The sequence below is a fragment of the Bacillus cereus group sp. BfR-BA-01380 genome (assembly GCF_022663535.1).
Lineage (GTDB): Bacteria > Bacillota > Bacilli > Bacillales > Bacillaceae_G > Bacillus_A > Bacillus_A cereus_BB.
In genome coordinates this window covers 18,059-34,289 of sequence record NZ_JAKUFS010000010.1, presented here as the reverse complement: position 1 = coordinate 34,289, position 16,231 = coordinate 18,059, and the positions used below count along the sequence as shown (strand labels likewise).

Below are 16,231 nucleotides of genomic sequence, written 5' to 3'. Positions count from 1 at the left end.
GTAACATGGTAAAAGGAAGAATTCATTCTGTTGAGTCTTGTGGTACTGTTGACGGCCCAGGAATTCGTTATATCATCTTTACGCAAGGATGTTTACTACGTTGTCAATATTGTCATAATGCGGATACGTGGGAGATTGGTAAAGGGAAAGAAATAACAGTTGAAGAAGTGATGCAGGATGTTACATGTTACCTTCCTTTTATGGAAACTTCTGGCGGTGGTATTACAGTAAGTGGCGGTGAGCCACTCTTGCAGTTAGATTTTTTGATTGAGTTGTTTAAGAAATGCAAAGAGAGCGGCATTCATACGACAATTGATTCTTCAGGAGGATGCTATTCCGAAGATGAAGAATTCCAAAGAAAACTAGACATTTTGATGGAATATACAGATCTGGTATTACTTGATATAAAACATATTGATTCAAAAAGACATCGCAAATTAACAGGAAAACCGAACGAACATATTTTACAATTTGCTCGTTATTTATCAGATAAAAAGAAACCAATTTGGGTGCGTCATGTACTTGTACCTGGAGTTACTGATGGTACGGAGGACTTAGAAAGACTGGCATCCTTTATTCAAAGTCTTGATAATGTACAAAAGGTAGAAGTCTTACCGTATCATAAGTTAGGGGTCTACAAATGGGAGGCACTAGGCCATAAATATCCTCTTGAAGGAGTAGAGCCTCCAACGGAAGAATGTGTTCAAAAAGCAAAGAATATTTTAGGAGCAGTCTAATCCAATTGTGGATTAGACTTTTTGCTTTCTTTTGAGAAATAGTAGAGCAAAGATAAGGAAAAGAGTATACTTATATTATATAATGACTATTTTTGTAAAGAAATGATATGGATAAATTTACAAAAATGTAAAGGGAAAACGAAACAATAGAAAGAATTAAGAAATAGTGTAGTGTGTATCATAGAGTATAGATAAACGTCAAGTTATTGCGAAAGCAGTTATGGGAAAGTATAATGTTAAGATATGAGCAGATGGGATTAAGGGGTCAATAACATATGCTTTGTATATCCACGACAGGTACAAATCCAGCGGGAAATCGTTGGAATTCAAACATGCAAAATTATAAGGAAATTGTTTTTTATATTGTGACAGATGCAATATAAAAGACCGAAAAAGCTAGGAGTGGATTTGTTTGATTAAAAACCCCAAGGTTTTAATATTAACAGCACATTACGGTAACGGTCATGTACAAGTGGCAAAAACATTAGAACAAACATTTCGTCAAAGAGGACTTAAGGATGTAATTGTATGCGATCTTTTTAGTGAATCACATCCTGTCATAACAGACATTACAAAATATTTATATTTAAAAAGTTATACAATTGGGAAAGAGCTATACCGCTTATTTTATTATGGCGTTGAAAAAATTTACGATAAAAAAATTGCATCATGGTATGCCAATTTTGGACGAAAACGTTTAAAAGCGATATTACAAGCTGAAAAACCCGATATTGTTATTAATACATTTCCAATCATTGCGGTGCCAGAGTTAAAAAAACAAACAGGTATTTCTATTCCTGTTTATAATGTACTTACTGATTTTTGCTTGCATAAAATATGGATTCACCGAGAAGTGGATCGTTATTTTGTCGCAACAGATTATGTGAAGGACATTATGATAGAAGTAGGAGTACCTGCTGAGCAAATTGTGGAAACAGGAATTCCGATCCGTAAAAACTTTGAAGCATCTGTTAATGTAGAAGCTTTGTATGATAAGTATGATTTGTCACGAGACAAAAAGACTTTACTTATTGTAGCAGGGGCACATGGAGTGCTAGGAAGTGTAAAAGAGTTATGTCAGTCCTTTCTATCAGTTCCTAATCTACAGATAGCCGTAGTTTGTGGGAAGAATAAAGCATTGCAAGAAGATTTGTTACAACTACAAGAAAGCAATTCAGATGCATTAAAAGTATTCGGTTATGTAGAGAATATTGATGAGCTGTTCCGTATTACCTCTTGTATGATTACAAAACCAGGAGGGATTACATTAAGTGAGGCAGCAGCTTTGCAAGTACCTGTCGTTTTATATAAACCAGTACCAGGACAAGAAAATGAAAATGCGAAGTATTTTGAGAAACAAGGTGCAGCAGTTGTTATTCGTGAAGATCATGAAATCTTTTCGAAAACGAAAGAATTATTGCAAGATGATATGAAGTTATTGCAAATGAAAGAAGCGATGAAACGCATTTATCGTCCGGAACCAGCGTTTCATATTGTGGATTCTATTTTAGAGGAAAATCACGTGCGGGTACATTCACCAGTACGTTCAACAGCCCTTGTACAGTCTTTTACTTAATATAAGAACCTCTTTTCTATCTGAGTGGAAGGAGGTTTTTTTCGTTATTTCGTTTAAAGGGAGAAGAGAAATTGTATGTAAAAATGTAATTGAAAAAATCATCATTTTAGAGATAGAATTTCTTGAATGTTTTGGTTGTATCTCACTATTTGTGAGGATAGCTATTTTCGTTAGGATTTTGAAAAAATAGAGAAGGCGAATGTGAATATCACTTTATCCACAAAAGAATCCGCTTCCAATATACAGTAAACTTAAAATATTAACAAAATTATCCACAATATCCACAAATTTTAGTGAAAATATCCACAAATTAAACAAACTCACTGTGGTTAAATTCTTCTTTTATAGGAAAGATATTCGAATTTATACACATTTTTAACGCTTTTGTGGATAAAGTTTTCCACAAAAAAAACTACCTCTTCTGAACAAGAGGTAGCGATATGTTAAAAAATCCCTTTTGGTTTATATCCAGCTGCACGATCTGCTCTTTTAAATTCACGTTGATAGAGAACTTCTTGTGTGCTAGATAATTTACTTTTCGTTTTTTCACGTCTTTTCTTATCCATTCCAGTTCACCTCGTGTCATAAAGTCATTACCTATCGTTACCAATGACAGAGGGAGATATACATAGATTACGCTTCTTTTAAATGGTGAGCGTCTTGGAATGTTGCTTCGCGCATTGTGTGTAGTGTGTATTGATCTTTTGGAATTTCATATAAGTTATATACTTCACCGTTTGCGTTAATTTGATCGTATACACATTTACGCGTTTCATTTGCTAGATTGACGTATGGTAGTTTTTCGGCAGCTTTAATAGAACGAGTATTTAATTTGCGAATTCGCATGAAAATAGTTTCAATATCTAACTCATAGAAAAGTTCACTAAAGAAAGCGTCTTTTGCTGGCTTATTATAACCTTTTCCGTGATATGGTTTACCGAGCCAGGTGCCAAGAAAACCTGCTTTTTCTTCGATGTCAAATAAAGTTATTGTTCCGATTGGATTTCCCCATTCATCAACAATTGTGCGTGAAATTAATTCTCCGCGCTCTTCAGCTTCAATCGTTTGTTTTGTTAAAAATAAAAATTCGTCATAAGAAGATGCCTTTTGACGCACAAAGGGGAAGACATCAGGGTGAATCATCAAATCGTATAGAACGTGGCTGTCATGTAGGTCACGTTTTTTTAACATACTATCTCCTCCTAAAAAGAGGGTAGCATGACGACAAAAAACACCCCACCCTCGAAATTTTTATATAAAACTTAAAAAAATTTCGGGGTGGGAATCGAACCCACTAGAACCAGTCTATAATGCTGGTGGCGCACCATTTGCCTTCCCCATTCATCAATTTGAAATTACTAGTCACGACACAAATTGATCATGGTTTCATTCAGTTTATAATCGTATAATACTTCATCTAGTCAAAAAAATAAACTAGTTTTTATGAATTTTTTGTGTAGATAATTTTCCCATCTATCATCGTTAATACAGGCTTGGCTAAATAGTGAAAAGGATGATGAGTCCACAGGACAAGATCAGCATCTTTTCTAGGTTCTATGCTACCGATTTTCTTTTCTAAACGTAAGTTGCGAGCAGGTATAATCGTAATTCCTTCGAGGGCCTTATGTTCATTTAATCCTTCTCGCACAGCGATAGCTGCGCAAACATTTAAATATTGAATGGGTGTATAGGGGTGATCTGTCGTAATAGAGACTTCAATCCCATGAGTAGATAAAGTATAATAGGTTTTCCAAGATTTGTTTTTAATTTCAATTTTTGAACGGCGTGTTAATGTTGGACCGACAGATACTTTTAAATCGTGGCCTGCTAATTTATCAGCAATGAGATGGCCTTCTGTACAGTGTTCAATACGTAAATCAAGATTAAATTCCTTAGCAAAGCGAAGAGCAGATAAAATATCATCAGCGCGGTGGGCGTGGGCGCGTATAGGAATTTCGCGGCGGAGCGCTTGCAAGATAGGAATCATTCGAAAGTCGGTATCATTCCCATAATGCTTTGCTTCATAAAAGGCTTCTCGCAGCATCCCCATAATTCCCATACGGGTAATAGACTCTTTGTTTCCGTTGCTATGCATTCGTTTTGGGTTTTCTCCAAACGCAATTTTTAAACCGGCAGGTTCTTGAATGACCATATGATCAATACTATTTCCTGCTGTTTTTATGACGCATGTTGTTCCGCCGATTACATTTTGACTTCCAGGCATAACATGCACGGTTGTAATACCGCTTTGTACAGCTTCTTGAAAAGCAACATCAAAAGGATGAATGCCATCTAGAGAACGAATATGAGGTGTTAATACTTCCGCGGTTTCATTTGCATCATTTCCAGCCCATCCTGTTCCTTCATCATATAAACCAAGATGTGTATGCACATCAATAAAGCCTGGAAGAAGATGAAGGCCACGTGCATAAATAACGGTCATATCCTCGCTAACTTCAATAAATCGTTCTAATGCAACAATTTTGTTATTTTCTACTAATACATCACCTTGCAATTTAGGGGATGTAATAGGATAAACAGTCGCTTGCTTAAATAATGTTTTCATAATAACCTCTTTGTTCTATAGAAATCTATTTTAATTTTTTAACCTCTTTGTCTAGTTCTGCCTCCTAAGCCCTCATGTCTAAGAACCTTCCACACGAGAAGGTGAAAAACACCTTCTGTGTGAAAGAACCTTAGCCAACGGGCCTAAACAGTCGGATCTGCTTTTCTTTATGATCCAGCTCCAGCGGCTAGAACAGTCGGTGGCTTCGCGTCTTCCGTCGAGGCAAAAAGCGCCTCTATGTCAGAAGCTCCATCCCCCTCTTGTTCTGAGTGAGCCGCTTCCGCTTTTCTTTATAAATCGCTGCCATGCAGAAAAAATGATATGCACTCGCTTTCTCTCTTTGTTTTCATCCCTGCATGCGTTAGGAAAAGGCTCTGACCTTTTCTATGTATGGCCAGATACTCTCTCCATCTTAAAAGAAAGAGTTTTTATTTATGTTGCGAGTTTTTTATTATGAGTGCGATGCAATATTTTGAAGCGCATGTTCTAAAGTAGCATAGGAATGCGTATATCCGTGTTGTATTGCTTTTTGAGGTAATACTCTTTGTCCTTGTAAAATAAGGCTGCTCATTTCACCGAGAAGGGTTTTGAGTGCAAAAGCAGGTACTGGTAACCAATGTGGTCGATACAGCACTTTCGCGATTGTTCTTCCAAATTCCTTCATTGTTACAGGATGAGGAGCTGTAATATTGAATGCACCGCTTATTTCTTTTGTGTGAATCGCAAAATCAATCATTTGAACAACATCTTCAAGATGAACCCAAGAGAGCAATTGGTTTCCTGATCCGATTGTTCCTCCAATAAAGAATTGATATGGAAGTAACATTTTCGGTAGTGCTCCTCCATCTTTTCCAAGAACAATACCAAAGCGCGTATAAATAGTACGAATACCAAGATCAGTTGCTTTACTCGCTTCTTCTTCCCATAATTGCACTGTAGTGGCTAAAAAATCATTCCCCTGTTTAGGATGCTCTTCTGTAAATAGGTCTGTCTCTGATGTACCATAATAGCCAATCGCACTTGCATTTATAAACGTGTTTGGGTAATGGTTTAACGTTTGTAGTTGTTCAATTAAGCCTTTTGTTGTATTTATACGACTATTTATAATTTTTTCTTTCTGTTTCTTAGTCCAGCGACCATTATTAATAGATTCTCCGGCAAGATTAATAACGATATCAACGGAAGAAAGCGGGAATTCCGAAGCATCAGCATCCCAATTTATATACCGTATATTTGCAGGGGAATGATTTTCTCTTAAGTGACGTGTCAGGATATATACGGTATGTCCGTTACTTGCTAAATATAAAGTGAGTGCTTTTCCGATAAAACCTGTTCCTCCAGAAATAGCAATTTCCAAGAGAAATCCCTCCTCATTATGTATATTCAAGAAACTCAAATTTGTTTCATAGTATGTTAAAATGATATTGAGGTGAAATTTATGGCTGTCATTACGAAAATAGAAGTACAAAAACGAACGAAAGAAAGATTTAATATTTACATTGATAAAGGTCATGGAGAAGAATATGGTTTTAGTGTTGATCAAGTGACCTTAATAAAACATGGGCTTCAAAAAGGGTTGGAATTTGATGAGGTTGAATTAGCAAATATTATATATGATGAAGAAGTACAAAAAGCATATTTATATGCAATTACTTATTTATCGCATCAAATGAGAACGAAGCAAGAAGTAGAAGAGCAATTACGTAAAAAAGAAATTGGACAGGCCATCATCTCTGAAGTTATTTCAAAACTATTACGTGACCGTTATATTAATGATAAAGAGTATGCAATTGCATATGTGCGTACGCATAGCAATGTGAATCAAAAAGGACCAATTGTTATTAGACGTGAACTGTTAAGTAAAGGGATTTCGGACCTAATGATTACTCATAGTTTACAGGAGTATTCCGGGGAGAAGCAAATTAAAAATGCTCTTGTACTTATAGAAAAAAAGAAAAAGTCTTATCAAAGACATTCTTTTCTACAAATGAAACAAAAATTAGAAGAGATGTTAGTACGCAAAGGGTATGGGCGTGATATCATTCAAATTTGTTTAGAAGAACTAAAAGATGAAAAGGATGATAAAAAGCAAGAAGAAGCCCTTATCTATCATGGTAATAAATATCATGAAAAATATAAGAAATATGATGGTTGGACGTATGAAAATAAGATGAAGCAAGCGTTATATCGAAAGGGTTTTTCGATTGATGAAATAGAAGTATTTATTCAAATGAAACGTGAAGAAGGATGAGGGAGAAAAATATGAGAAATATGCCAAAGCGCTATAGTGAGATGACACCACATGAGTTAAGGGAAGAAATTGGCATTTTAAAAGAACAAGCGGTAAAAGCAGAACAACTTGGTATTGTAAATGAATTTGATGTTTTAATGAGGAAAATTGCGATGGCTCGTGCTTACATGACGGATATACATGCATTTCAGATTGGTGAAACATATGAACTTGTAGAAGAACCAGGTACATCGTTTACAATTACGTATTTCAATGGGGTATTTGCTTGGGGAAATAAACAAAATGAAACAGAGGAAATTGGTATTCCTATTTCGTTATTGCAAAAGAAATAAAAACCAGAGAGCCTTGGCTGCTCTGGTTTTCGCTTTTCGTAGTTGTTAAAGGAGATAGGCAATCAAGTTTGGCGTTTTCTCATCTCATTTGCCAAAATAATAAGAGATTGATTTTGCTGCGTTTGTCCATTTACTTGTGCTTTTGCATGTTTTGGACGCGCCCACGTAGGGTTGAATAATTCGGAACGACGGTCTAAATGATCGCGGTAACTCATCTTATCACCTCGTGTAAGAAGTTATCGATAGACATTTATTATGCTTCGTCTTGATTAGCGGCATGCATTCGCTCTTGCGGATGCGTATTAATAGTGCCGTTAGGTCGTTTTGAAGCAAAACGAGCTTTTGCTTTTGGAGAACCGTCTAACTTATTGTTATTTCTAGCTTCAGACCAAATTTCAGATTGTTTGCCCAAGAGGAACTCCCCCTCGCTACAAATTGATACAAAAAGTATCACTTATAGATTGTGCAATGTGAGAGAAAATATTCTAGATAAATACAAATAAAAAAACGATATAAAAACCATACAAAGACCATACAAAGACCTCTTTCTTTTAGGTGGGCGAGAGTAACTGGCCGTGCATAGAAGCGGTCAGTGTCCTTTTCTGCCACGTGCGAGATTTAAAACAAAGGGAGAGAGCAAGTGCAGGTCATGTTGTGTTTTGCATATCCGTGACTTACATGTTGAAAAATTAAAATGGATATATAAACCCTTTTTTAGGAGGACGAGAGCGTCTGACCGTGTATAGAAGTGGTCAGTGCCCTTTCCTGCCACGTGCAAGACTTAAAACAAAGGGAGAAAGTAAGTAGCGGCTATGTTGTATTTTGCATATCCGTGACTTATATGTTGAAAAAAATGAATGAATTGACTAAAGGAGACATAACATGAACGATATTTTTGAAAAATTAACGAAAGAACTTCTTGAAAAAAATGCTTCTCTTTCTTACTCTCAAGCACGTACTTGGATTGAGTTGTTATGGGAGGACTTTGGTGCGACATATGCAAAAATAGGAACGTACCAAGGGATTGAAATGACAGAGAAAGTTGTACGAGCGTGGATTAACAACCAAGGAGCGCGTTTGCATGAAATACAAACGAATAATCCAAAGTACAGCCATTTAATCAATCAAGAAAATCATGTAAAACATTAAAAAACGACCAATTGTGGTCGTTTTTTAATGCGGAATTAATTCTAATTTTTTGCGCAGTTTTTCTTCGCTGAAAATCCAGCCTGTGTAGGAACTCATAATTTCAAGATCTTTATTCAGCTGCACAATTGCAACAAATGGATAATAATCTTTGCTGCGGTAGCGCAAATCAATAAATCGAACTTCATAATAATCGTTGTATTCAAAAATGTCCCAGCGATAGACAGGAGAAAATGATAAGAATGCTGAAATGTTTTCATCTTTTTGAGCGGCACGAATGACATCGTTATCAGGTAATGGAATGCGCTCGAATTTATCATGAACCATAATACTACCGCGATGCCAACGGGCAACAAAATAATGGTCTTTTGTAACGATAGCTAAGTGATAATGATAAAAGCGATATGACGGTGAAATGATGACTTGTTCAACGTCGCGAAATCGTTTTTTTACGACACCTTTTACATTTTGGCGCATCATAATTCGGCCGATATAATAAACGGTCATTAACATATAAGCAGCTACTCCGGCATAACCTTTATTTGCACCGACAAGCATACATGCAATCGCTAATGTATGAATGAAGAAAATGACGGCATCAAATGTATTAATAACGCCTAGCGCCACCCATTTCTTAGTGAAGGGCCGCAGTGCTTGTGTACCGTATGCATTGAAAATATCAACAAAAACATGAAGAAACACGGCAATAAATGTCCATAGAAGAATGTGAAGATAGGGAGGGCTTTGAAATACTGCAAAAGTAATCCCACTAACCAAAAATGACCAAAGAATAACAGCTGGGATGGAGTGAGTAATCCCGCGATGATTTCGAATATATTTTGCATTGTTTCTTAATTTTAAAACAGTATCAATATCAGGAATATTAGAACCGACAATTGTTGCAAACATCACAGCTTGTGGTCCGAAGTCACTTTGACTGAGCACGGGATCTAGTGTTGCTAAGCTTCCTAATGTAACGCCCATGACAAGATGAGTGGCTGTGTCCATGAAAACCACCTCCGTTTTTTATTAATGTAACTCTTTTTATTCTATATCACAAGGCATTTGCCTTTTATTTCTTACATCATCTTACTTAAATTTTCTCCTAAATTCTTTATAATAGTACGTATATGCAAAAAATGAGGGGGATCAAGTTTGAAGCTTGAAATATTAGATGACTTTAACATAGAAAAATTCCAACATGATTTAATTAGTTGGTTTGAAACAGAGCAGCGTGATTTACCATGGCGCATTAATAAAGACCCATACCGCGTTTGGGTTTCGGAAATTATGCTTCAGCAAACCCGGGTTGAAGCTGTAAAACCATATTACGCAAACTTTATGGGAAAGTTTCCAACATTAGAAGCATTAGCTGATGCAGAAGATGAAGAAGTGTTAAAAGCGTGGGAAGGTCTTGGTTATTATTCAAGAGCACGTAACTTACATGCTGCCGTAAAAGAAGTGAAGGAACAATACGGCGGAAAAGTTCCTAGTGATGTAAAACAAATTGAAAAGTTAAAAGGTGTAGGACCCTATACAAAAGGGGCCATTTTGAGTATTGCTTACGGGATTCCAGAGCCGGCTGTTGATGGAAATGTAATGCGTGTATTATCACGTATTTTGTCAATTTGGGATGATATCGCAAAACCGAAAACACGTAAAGTATTTGAAGATGTTGTTCGCCAAATTATCTCAAAAGAAAATCCATCTTATTTTAACCAAGGGCTGATGGAACTAGGGGCACTTATTTGTGTTCCGAAAAATCCATCTTGTCTTCTCTGTCCTGTTCGGGAGCATTGCCGCGCGTTTGCCGAAGGAGTACAAAAGGAATTACCAGTGAAAAGTAAAGCAAAGGCCCCGAAAATGGTTCCGCTTGTTGCCGGTGTCCTGCGTACGGAAGATGGAAAATATGTTGTTAATAAAAGACCGAGTACCGGATTACTTGCTAACATGTGGGAATTTCCGAACGTTGAAATTAGCGAAGGAATTCGAAATCAGAAACAACAGCTTACTGATTATATGAAAGAGAAATTTTCCATGTCTATTTCCATCGATGATTATGCAATAAATGTGCAACATACGTTTACTCATCGGACGTGGGATATCTTTGTATTTTATGGCACCGCGCTGCAACCAATTGTTGAAACGGATCATTTAAGAATTATCACTACCGAAGAGTTTGAACAATTACCTATTTCGAAATCGCATCGAACAATTTATGAAGAGTGCGTGAAAAAACTCCAACCATAACGGTTGGAGTTTTTTCGACATAAATATAACAATATCTTACAAATATTTCATATTTCCTTAACAAATGACAAATACAATGAAAGTTGTAATGAAAAATTTAAAGGGGGATAGAAAATGTTAAAAAAAGCAATCCGCTTAGCGGTTGTAGCAGCTTTCTTACTTCAAACATTAGCTGGGTCAGGCTATGTCACTTTCGCTGAGGAGAAGGAACGAAATCAGCAAGCTCTCATTTCAGAAGTTCATTATACAGATGATCTACGCTATATCGAATTGTATAACTCATCGGCGAAAGTTATGGATATGAAGAATGTTCAACTGAAGGTCAATGGAAAAGTGCTAAAATTTAAAGAGGAAAATGAAAAGCAATCTGTCCAACCAAAAGAAACGAAGTTAATCTTATTTGGAAATAAAACAGTTAATGAGATTAATGAGCGCTATAAGACAAAAATAAAAGAAGATCAAGTTTTATTTGCTACTGAGGATTTAAGTAATGAACAAATTAGGATTGAAGTAACGAATGAGAAAAATAAAACGGTAGATGTCATTGAAACAAGAAAAGAGAATAAAGATATATCAATTCATTCTTTTTGGAACGAAACAAAGAAAGAAATAAAAAATGAAATACCATCCCCTGGGACTTACACTACATTCCAATCGCACGAAAAAGAAAAAGCATCTACAGAATCCACACAAAAAGAGGCAGCCCAGCCAGACTCCAAAGAAACGATAGAAAAGCAGCCTGCACAAAAAGAAAAGCCATTACAAGAAACAGTGCATGTACCTAAAGTGAAAATTAATGCACATGAGGATTTACCGATTGAACTTCAGTTAGCAAGTACGTACGATGAGGCAAAAGTAAACCTTATATATCGTAGTGCCTCCGGTTTGTTAGTGAAAAAACTAAAAATGAATAAAGGTGAGAATAATCTATATTCCACTGTTGTTCAAAAGTCAGATATTTGGTCTGATACATTTACATATTGGTTTGAAATTGAACAGGGCGGAAAGGTTATTACCTTTCCAGAAAAAGAACAATATGTAAGTACTGTTCAGCATCAGGGAGAAGATTATACAAAGAATAGGAAAGTTATGATTACTGAGCTAATGCCAGATACGATAAACGTGAACGGGAAAGATGGATATGAATTTATAGAGATATACAATAATTCAAGTGAAGCAATACCATTGAAAGATTATAAACTTATTTATAAGTATTCAGAAACTGGAAGTGAAGATTGGAATTTTACAGAAAATGTGACAATCCCTTCAAAAGAAACGAGAGTGTTTTGGATTAAAAATGAAGGAAATGCAGGGTTATCAAAACAAGATTTTATTCAAGCCTCCGGTGGAAATATAACTGAAGAACAAGTGCTTCAAATTGAATCAGATGGAATGTCTAATAGTGCTGGAAGAACCATTCAACTGGCTGATCAGTACGGAACAGTTTTATCGTCTGCAACATATGAGAAATCGGATGTAAAGGTTGGTCAGAGTGTTGCTTATGCATACAAGTCTGAAAGTGTTGAAATGCAAAAAGTAGGTTTGTTTGAAAAGGGAACACCTGGTGTGCAAATACCATTTCAAGTACCGTTAGAGCCAGTAAAACAGTCCGGTCAAGTTGGCGTTTCGATTGAGCATACAGCATCACCTACTCATTCAGCAATAGAGGATCTAACTATTACTGCAACGATTAAAGGTGGAGAAAATGTAGCTGTTTTGTATACTCAAGATGGCAAATTAACACACAAAAAATTGCAGATGAATAAAGAAGGAACTAGCGATATTTATAAGGTGACAATTCCTAAAAAAGAGCTATGGGGAAACTCACTATTCTATAAAATTGTCGTGCAAGGTAATCAAGAAACAATTGAAAAATCCTATGAAACAAAAGTAGAACATAAAAAAATAGATCCGCAAAGCATACCGCCATTTTTGATTACCGAAGTGACGCCAGACACGACGAATGTTGGGAAGGCAGATGGATATGAATTTATTGAAGTGTATAACAATAGCGAGCAGGATCTTAACTTTAAGGATTATACAATTCGATATCGTTATCCATCTGAAGGACCGGAGGGGGATCTCATTTGGGGATCTACTCCAGATGATGTTGTCATTCCATCGGGGCAGTCTCTCGTATTTTGGATTATAAATGGTGAAAATAATGAGAAGAGTGTAGCTGATTTTAATAAACAATTTGGAGCGAACTTAGTAGAAAATAAAAATATTGTTAGAATATACTCAAATGGAATGGCGAATGGAAGTGCCCGTGGCATTGTCGTTGCAACAAAGACGGGGAAAGAAATTGCAGCTGCCTACTACAATGATCAAGCAAACCAAGCTGATGTGAAAGCGAATAAGGGGATTTTATATCGCTATCCTCAAGACGGCTCGCAAATGATGCAAAAGATTAGTAGTGCAGAGCATAATGCATCTCCTGGAACTGTATTCGAAGGACAAGTACCGGCTGAACGAGTTGTGTTGAAGGCAGATGCAATTCCGCCGACAATTTCACATGAACCGGCAGAAGGGCTAATTTCTGAATTTCAAGATCATAAATTGAGTTTTTCTGTTCTTGATAACGAACAAGTTAAAAGTGTGAAATTATATTATAAAACGAGTCCTAATGCGGAATATAAAGTTGAAAATTTAGTAGAGAATCGTGTAGATAAAAAATATCATTATACCATTTACTCACCGGAATTAATTGGAAAAGAGAAAATAACATATTACTTGGAAGTTTCTGATGGCTTCAATGTAGTAAAAAGTGATATGTACTCAGTGCAAATAGCTGGTGAGAAAGATAAGGGCCCTCTTCGTCTTAATGTAAAAGATGATGAAGTGGTCGCAAATCAAGTTTTATTAAAGGGAACCTCTTCGTCGGCCCAGTCTGAGCAACTTTCTCTTTTAGTGGACGGAAAGAAAGTAGAGACGAACACATATCGCGCTTTAGAGAAGCCTGCCTATTTTGCTTTCGATGTGAAGCAAACTGACTTGTATTTTAAAAACGCAGTCACAATTGGAAATGAAGTATTGCGTGTATTTGATGATACGTATAGTGATTATGTCACATTAACTGTAAAAATTGATCAATCAAAAATTAAATATAATGAACTGTTCAAAATTGATATTCGATCTGGCACAAAAACGTCTCCATTTGATAATCGAGTTGAAGAGAACAAAGATGATTTTTATTTAAAAAATGTTCGCCTTGTATTAGCAGATGGAACGACTTTATATGATCCGAACTTTGCAAATCCAAATCAGGAGTTATCAGTTGGTGATGGAGATACATCAACACCAGTATTTACGTTCGGATTCCAGGTTCCGGAAGACAAATTTATTTCGAATGCGTATTTATGGGATACAAAACAAGTCAAGGATGGAAATCATCGAATTGCAGTGCAAGATGGGGTAAATAAAGAAGTCGCCTCGAATGTAAAAGTTGATAACACACCACCACAGATTTCTACTACGGTGCAGAACGAAAAAAAATATAAAGGGAAAATTCCAATCGATGTAACAGTTACGGATGATATAGCAGGAGTGAAAAATAAAAAAGTTATATTGGACGGTAAAGAGATTATAACTCCATACGAAACATCATCTGCACAATTAGCAGCAGGAAAGCATGAGCTACATGTGGAGGCGGAGGACCAAGTCGGGAATCGTCAAGAAAAGACAGTTATGTTTGAAACCTGGGCAGAAAATCCAACAGATCCTACTCCGATTGCACCTAAAGACGGAGAGGAAAATGTGAGTACGAGTCCGACACTTGAAGCAAAAGTAACCGATCCAACAAATGATGCAATGAAGGCAACATTTTATAAAGGGTATACGTATAAGCCAAATCAAACGGATCGTATGAAAATTACCGAAAATACAATAGAGCAAGAACCACCACAAGCTTTTGCTGTAAATGGTGAGAAAAGGTTTGATCAAGATCAGCTAAGTAAAGTTAGTAAAAAAGATGGGAAATATTATACAACGGAATCAACAGAGAAATTCCCGTACCATCGCTTTGATGTAACAGTTGCTGATGATGTGAGAAATGATGATACGGTAGAAGTAAAGTGGTATGGTCATTCTCTAGAAGGAAGAAAAGTTACGATGTATGCTTGGAACTATACGACAAATAAGTGGACAGAACTTACATCGAAAATTGCTGGAGACAAGGATTTTGAATTAAAAGGTGCTGTATTAGCGAAAGAATATGTACAAAATCAAAAAGTAAGTGTCATCGTACAAGACCAAATTCCAAGTTCACCAAATAAGTTTGATTACACATTTGTATGGATGTCGGATACACAGTATTATTCCGAAAGTTATCCACATATTTATAAAAGTCAGGTTGACTGGATTGCTGCGCAAAAAGATCCATTAAATATTAAATATGTGTTCCATACAGGAGATCTTGTTGATAAGGCATATCAAGAATTTCAATGGCAGCGTGCAGATGAATATATGAAAGTACTTGAGAATGCGAAAGTACCGTATGGTGTGTTGGCTGGGAATCATGATGTAAATCATAAAGATGAGGACTATACAGCATACTCAAAATATTTTGGGGATTGGCGTTTTAAAGATAAGCCATTTTACGGTGAAAGTTATAAGAATAACCGTGGACACTATGATTTGATTTCAGCAAAAGGTAACGATTTTATTATGATGTATATGGGATGGGGCGTTACAGATGAAGATATTCAATGGATGAAGGAAGTATTGCAGAAATATCCAAATCGAAAAGTAATTTTATCATTCCATGAATATTTACTTGTATCGGGTAATCGTAGTCCGATTGGCGATAAAATTTTTAATGAAGTAGTTAAACCGAATAAGAATGTGTTAGCTGTGTTGAGCGGACATTATCATGATAGTGAAACATTGATTGATGAAATTGATGATGATGGAGATGGCGTTACAGATCGTAAAGTATATCAAATGTTAGCGGATTATCAAGGTGGTCCAGAGGGTGGGCAAGGTTATATGCGTCTTTTGCAATTTGATACAACAGCGAACAAAATGTATGTTAAAACGTACTCTCCATATTTAAATGAATATAATTTTTATAAACCAGAAGAGTATCCAGGAAAAGATGAATTTGAATTAGACGTTGATTTAAAACCTGCAATAAAACAAGTTGCAACAGACTATGTAGAAGTAAACGTGTACACGAATGAAGTAATTGGTAAAGATAATTTTGTAGCAAATTGGCGCAATGCAAAAGTGAAATTGGAGAATTTAAAGGAAAATACGACGTATCAATGGTATATAAAAGTCGAAGACCGATATGGTGGACAAGTGACTTCACCAGTTTGGTCCTTTACAACAGGTAAGAAAGATAGGAGATGGAACGTGTTCCCAAGTTAGGGA

General features: G+C 36.1%; 14 protein-coding genes. 7 read left to right on the top strand and 7 right to left on the bottom strand.

The genetic code is table 11. The annotated features are described in order from the left end of the window. The first annotated feature begins 5 nt into the window (after positions 1–5). Together pflA and MR076_RS11470 are read left to right on the top strand one after the other, a co-directional pair. Positions 6–737, top strand: a complete 732-nt coding sequence (gene pflA / locus MR076_RS11475; RefSeq protein WP_242220654.1) for a pyruvate formate-lyase-activating protein — start codon at positions 6–8, stop codon at positions 735–737. Between the two features lie 412 nt (positions 738–1,149). Then, positions 1,150–2,313, top strand: a complete 1,164-nt coding sequence (locus tag MR076_RS11470; RefSeq protein ID WP_242220653.1) for a diglucosyl diacylglycerol synthase — start codon at positions 1,150–1,152, stop codon at positions 2,311–2,313. A 443-nt stretch (positions 2,314–2,756) separates the two neighbouring features. Here MR076_RS11470 and MR076_RS11465 read toward each other — a convergent pair whose 3' ends face one another. The 4 genes from MR076_RS11465 to MR076_RS11450 form a co-directional block, all read right to left on the bottom strand. After that, positions 2,757–2,879, bottom strand: a complete 123-nt coding sequence (locus MR076_RS11465) for a YfhE family protein (RefSeq protein WP_242220652.1) — start codon at positions 2,877–2,879, stop codon at positions 2,757–2,759. A 67-nt stretch (positions 2,880–2,946) separates the two neighbouring features. After that, positions 2,947–3,504, bottom strand: a complete 558-nt coding sequence (locus MR076_RS11460) for a GNAT family N-acetyltransferase (RefSeq protein WP_242220651.1) — start codon at positions 3,502–3,504, stop codon at positions 2,947–2,949. A gap of 250 nt (positions 3,505–3,754) precedes the next feature. Continuing rightward, positions 3,755–4,879 carry an amidohydrolase gene (locus MR076_RS11455; RefSeq protein WP_242220650.1) on the bottom strand — a complete coding sequence of 375 codons (1,125 nt, stop codon included), beginning with the start codon at positions 4,877–4,879 and terminating at the stop codon, positions 3,755–3,757. 451 nt (positions 4,880–5,330) lie between these two features. Then, positions 5,331–6,236 carry a TIGR01777 family oxidoreductase gene (locus tag MR076_RS11450; RefSeq protein WP_242220649.1) on the bottom strand — a complete coding sequence of 302 codons (906 nt, stop codon included), beginning with the start codon at positions 6,234–6,236 and terminating at the stop codon, positions 5,331–5,333. 81 nt (positions 6,237–6,317) lie between these two features. Here MR076_RS11450 and recX point away from each other — a divergent pair, with 81 nt between their 5' ends. Further along, positions 6,318–7,130 (top strand): recombination regulator RecX, encoded by an 813-nt coding sequence (recX, locus tag MR076_RS11445; RefSeq protein WP_242220648.1) that lies wholly within the window; start codon positions 6,318–6,320, stop codon positions 7,128–7,130. Between the two features lie 11 nt (positions 7,131–7,141). After that, positions 7,142–7,462, top strand: a complete 321-nt coding sequence (locus MR076_RS11440; RefSeq protein ID WP_242220647.1) for a YfhH family protein — start codon at positions 7,142–7,144, stop codon at positions 7,460–7,462. 62 nt (positions 7,463–7,524) lie between these two features. Here the strand turns inward: MR076_RS11440 and MR076_RS11435 are convergent, their stop codons facing one another. Together MR076_RS11435 and MR076_RS11430 are read right to left on the bottom strand one after the other, a co-directional pair. Beyond that, positions 7,525–7,677 (bottom strand): YpzG family protein, encoded by a 153-nt coding sequence (locus MR076_RS11435; RefSeq protein ID WP_154709370.1) that lies wholly within the window; start codon positions 7,675–7,677, stop codon positions 7,525–7,527. A 38-nt stretch (positions 7,678–7,715) separates the two neighbouring features. Beyond that, positions 7,716–7,874 (bottom strand): small, acid-soluble spore protein K, encoded by a 159-nt coding sequence (locus tag MR076_RS11430; protein WP_242220646.1) that lies wholly within the window; start codon positions 7,872–7,874, stop codon positions 7,716–7,718. A gap of 470 nt (positions 7,875–8,344) precedes the next feature. Here MR076_RS11430 and MR076_RS11425 point away from each other — a divergent pair, with 470 nt between their 5' ends. Beyond that, on the top strand, positions 8,345–8,611 hold the full coding sequence (locus tag MR076_RS11425; protein WP_242220645.1) for a YfhJ family protein: 267 nt from the start codon (positions 8,345–8,347) through the stop codon (positions 8,609–8,611). Between the two features lie 24 nt (positions 8,612–8,635). Here MR076_RS11425 and MR076_RS11420 read toward each other — a convergent pair whose 3' ends face one another. Continuing rightward, on the bottom strand, positions 8,636–9,616 hold the full coding sequence (locus MR076_RS11420) for a metal-dependent hydrolase (RefSeq protein WP_242220644.1): 981 nt from the start codon (positions 9,614–9,616) through the stop codon (positions 8,636–8,638). Positions 9,617–9,763: 147 nt separating this feature from the next. Between MR076_RS11420 and mutY the strand changes: the two genes are divergently transcribed. Beyond that, positions 9,764–10,858, top strand: a complete 1,095-nt coding sequence (gene mutY, locus MR076_RS11415; protein WP_242220643.1) for an A/G-specific adenine glycosylase — start codon at positions 9,764–9,766, stop codon at positions 10,856–10,858. 114 nt (positions 10,859–10,972) lie between these two features. Next, on the top strand, positions 10,973–16,228 hold the full coding sequence (locus MR076_RS11410) for a lamin tail domain-containing metallophosphoesterase family protein (protein WP_242220642.1): 5,256 nt from the start codon (positions 10,973–10,975) through the stop codon (positions 16,226–16,228). Positions 16,229–16,231: the final 3 nt, after the last annotated feature.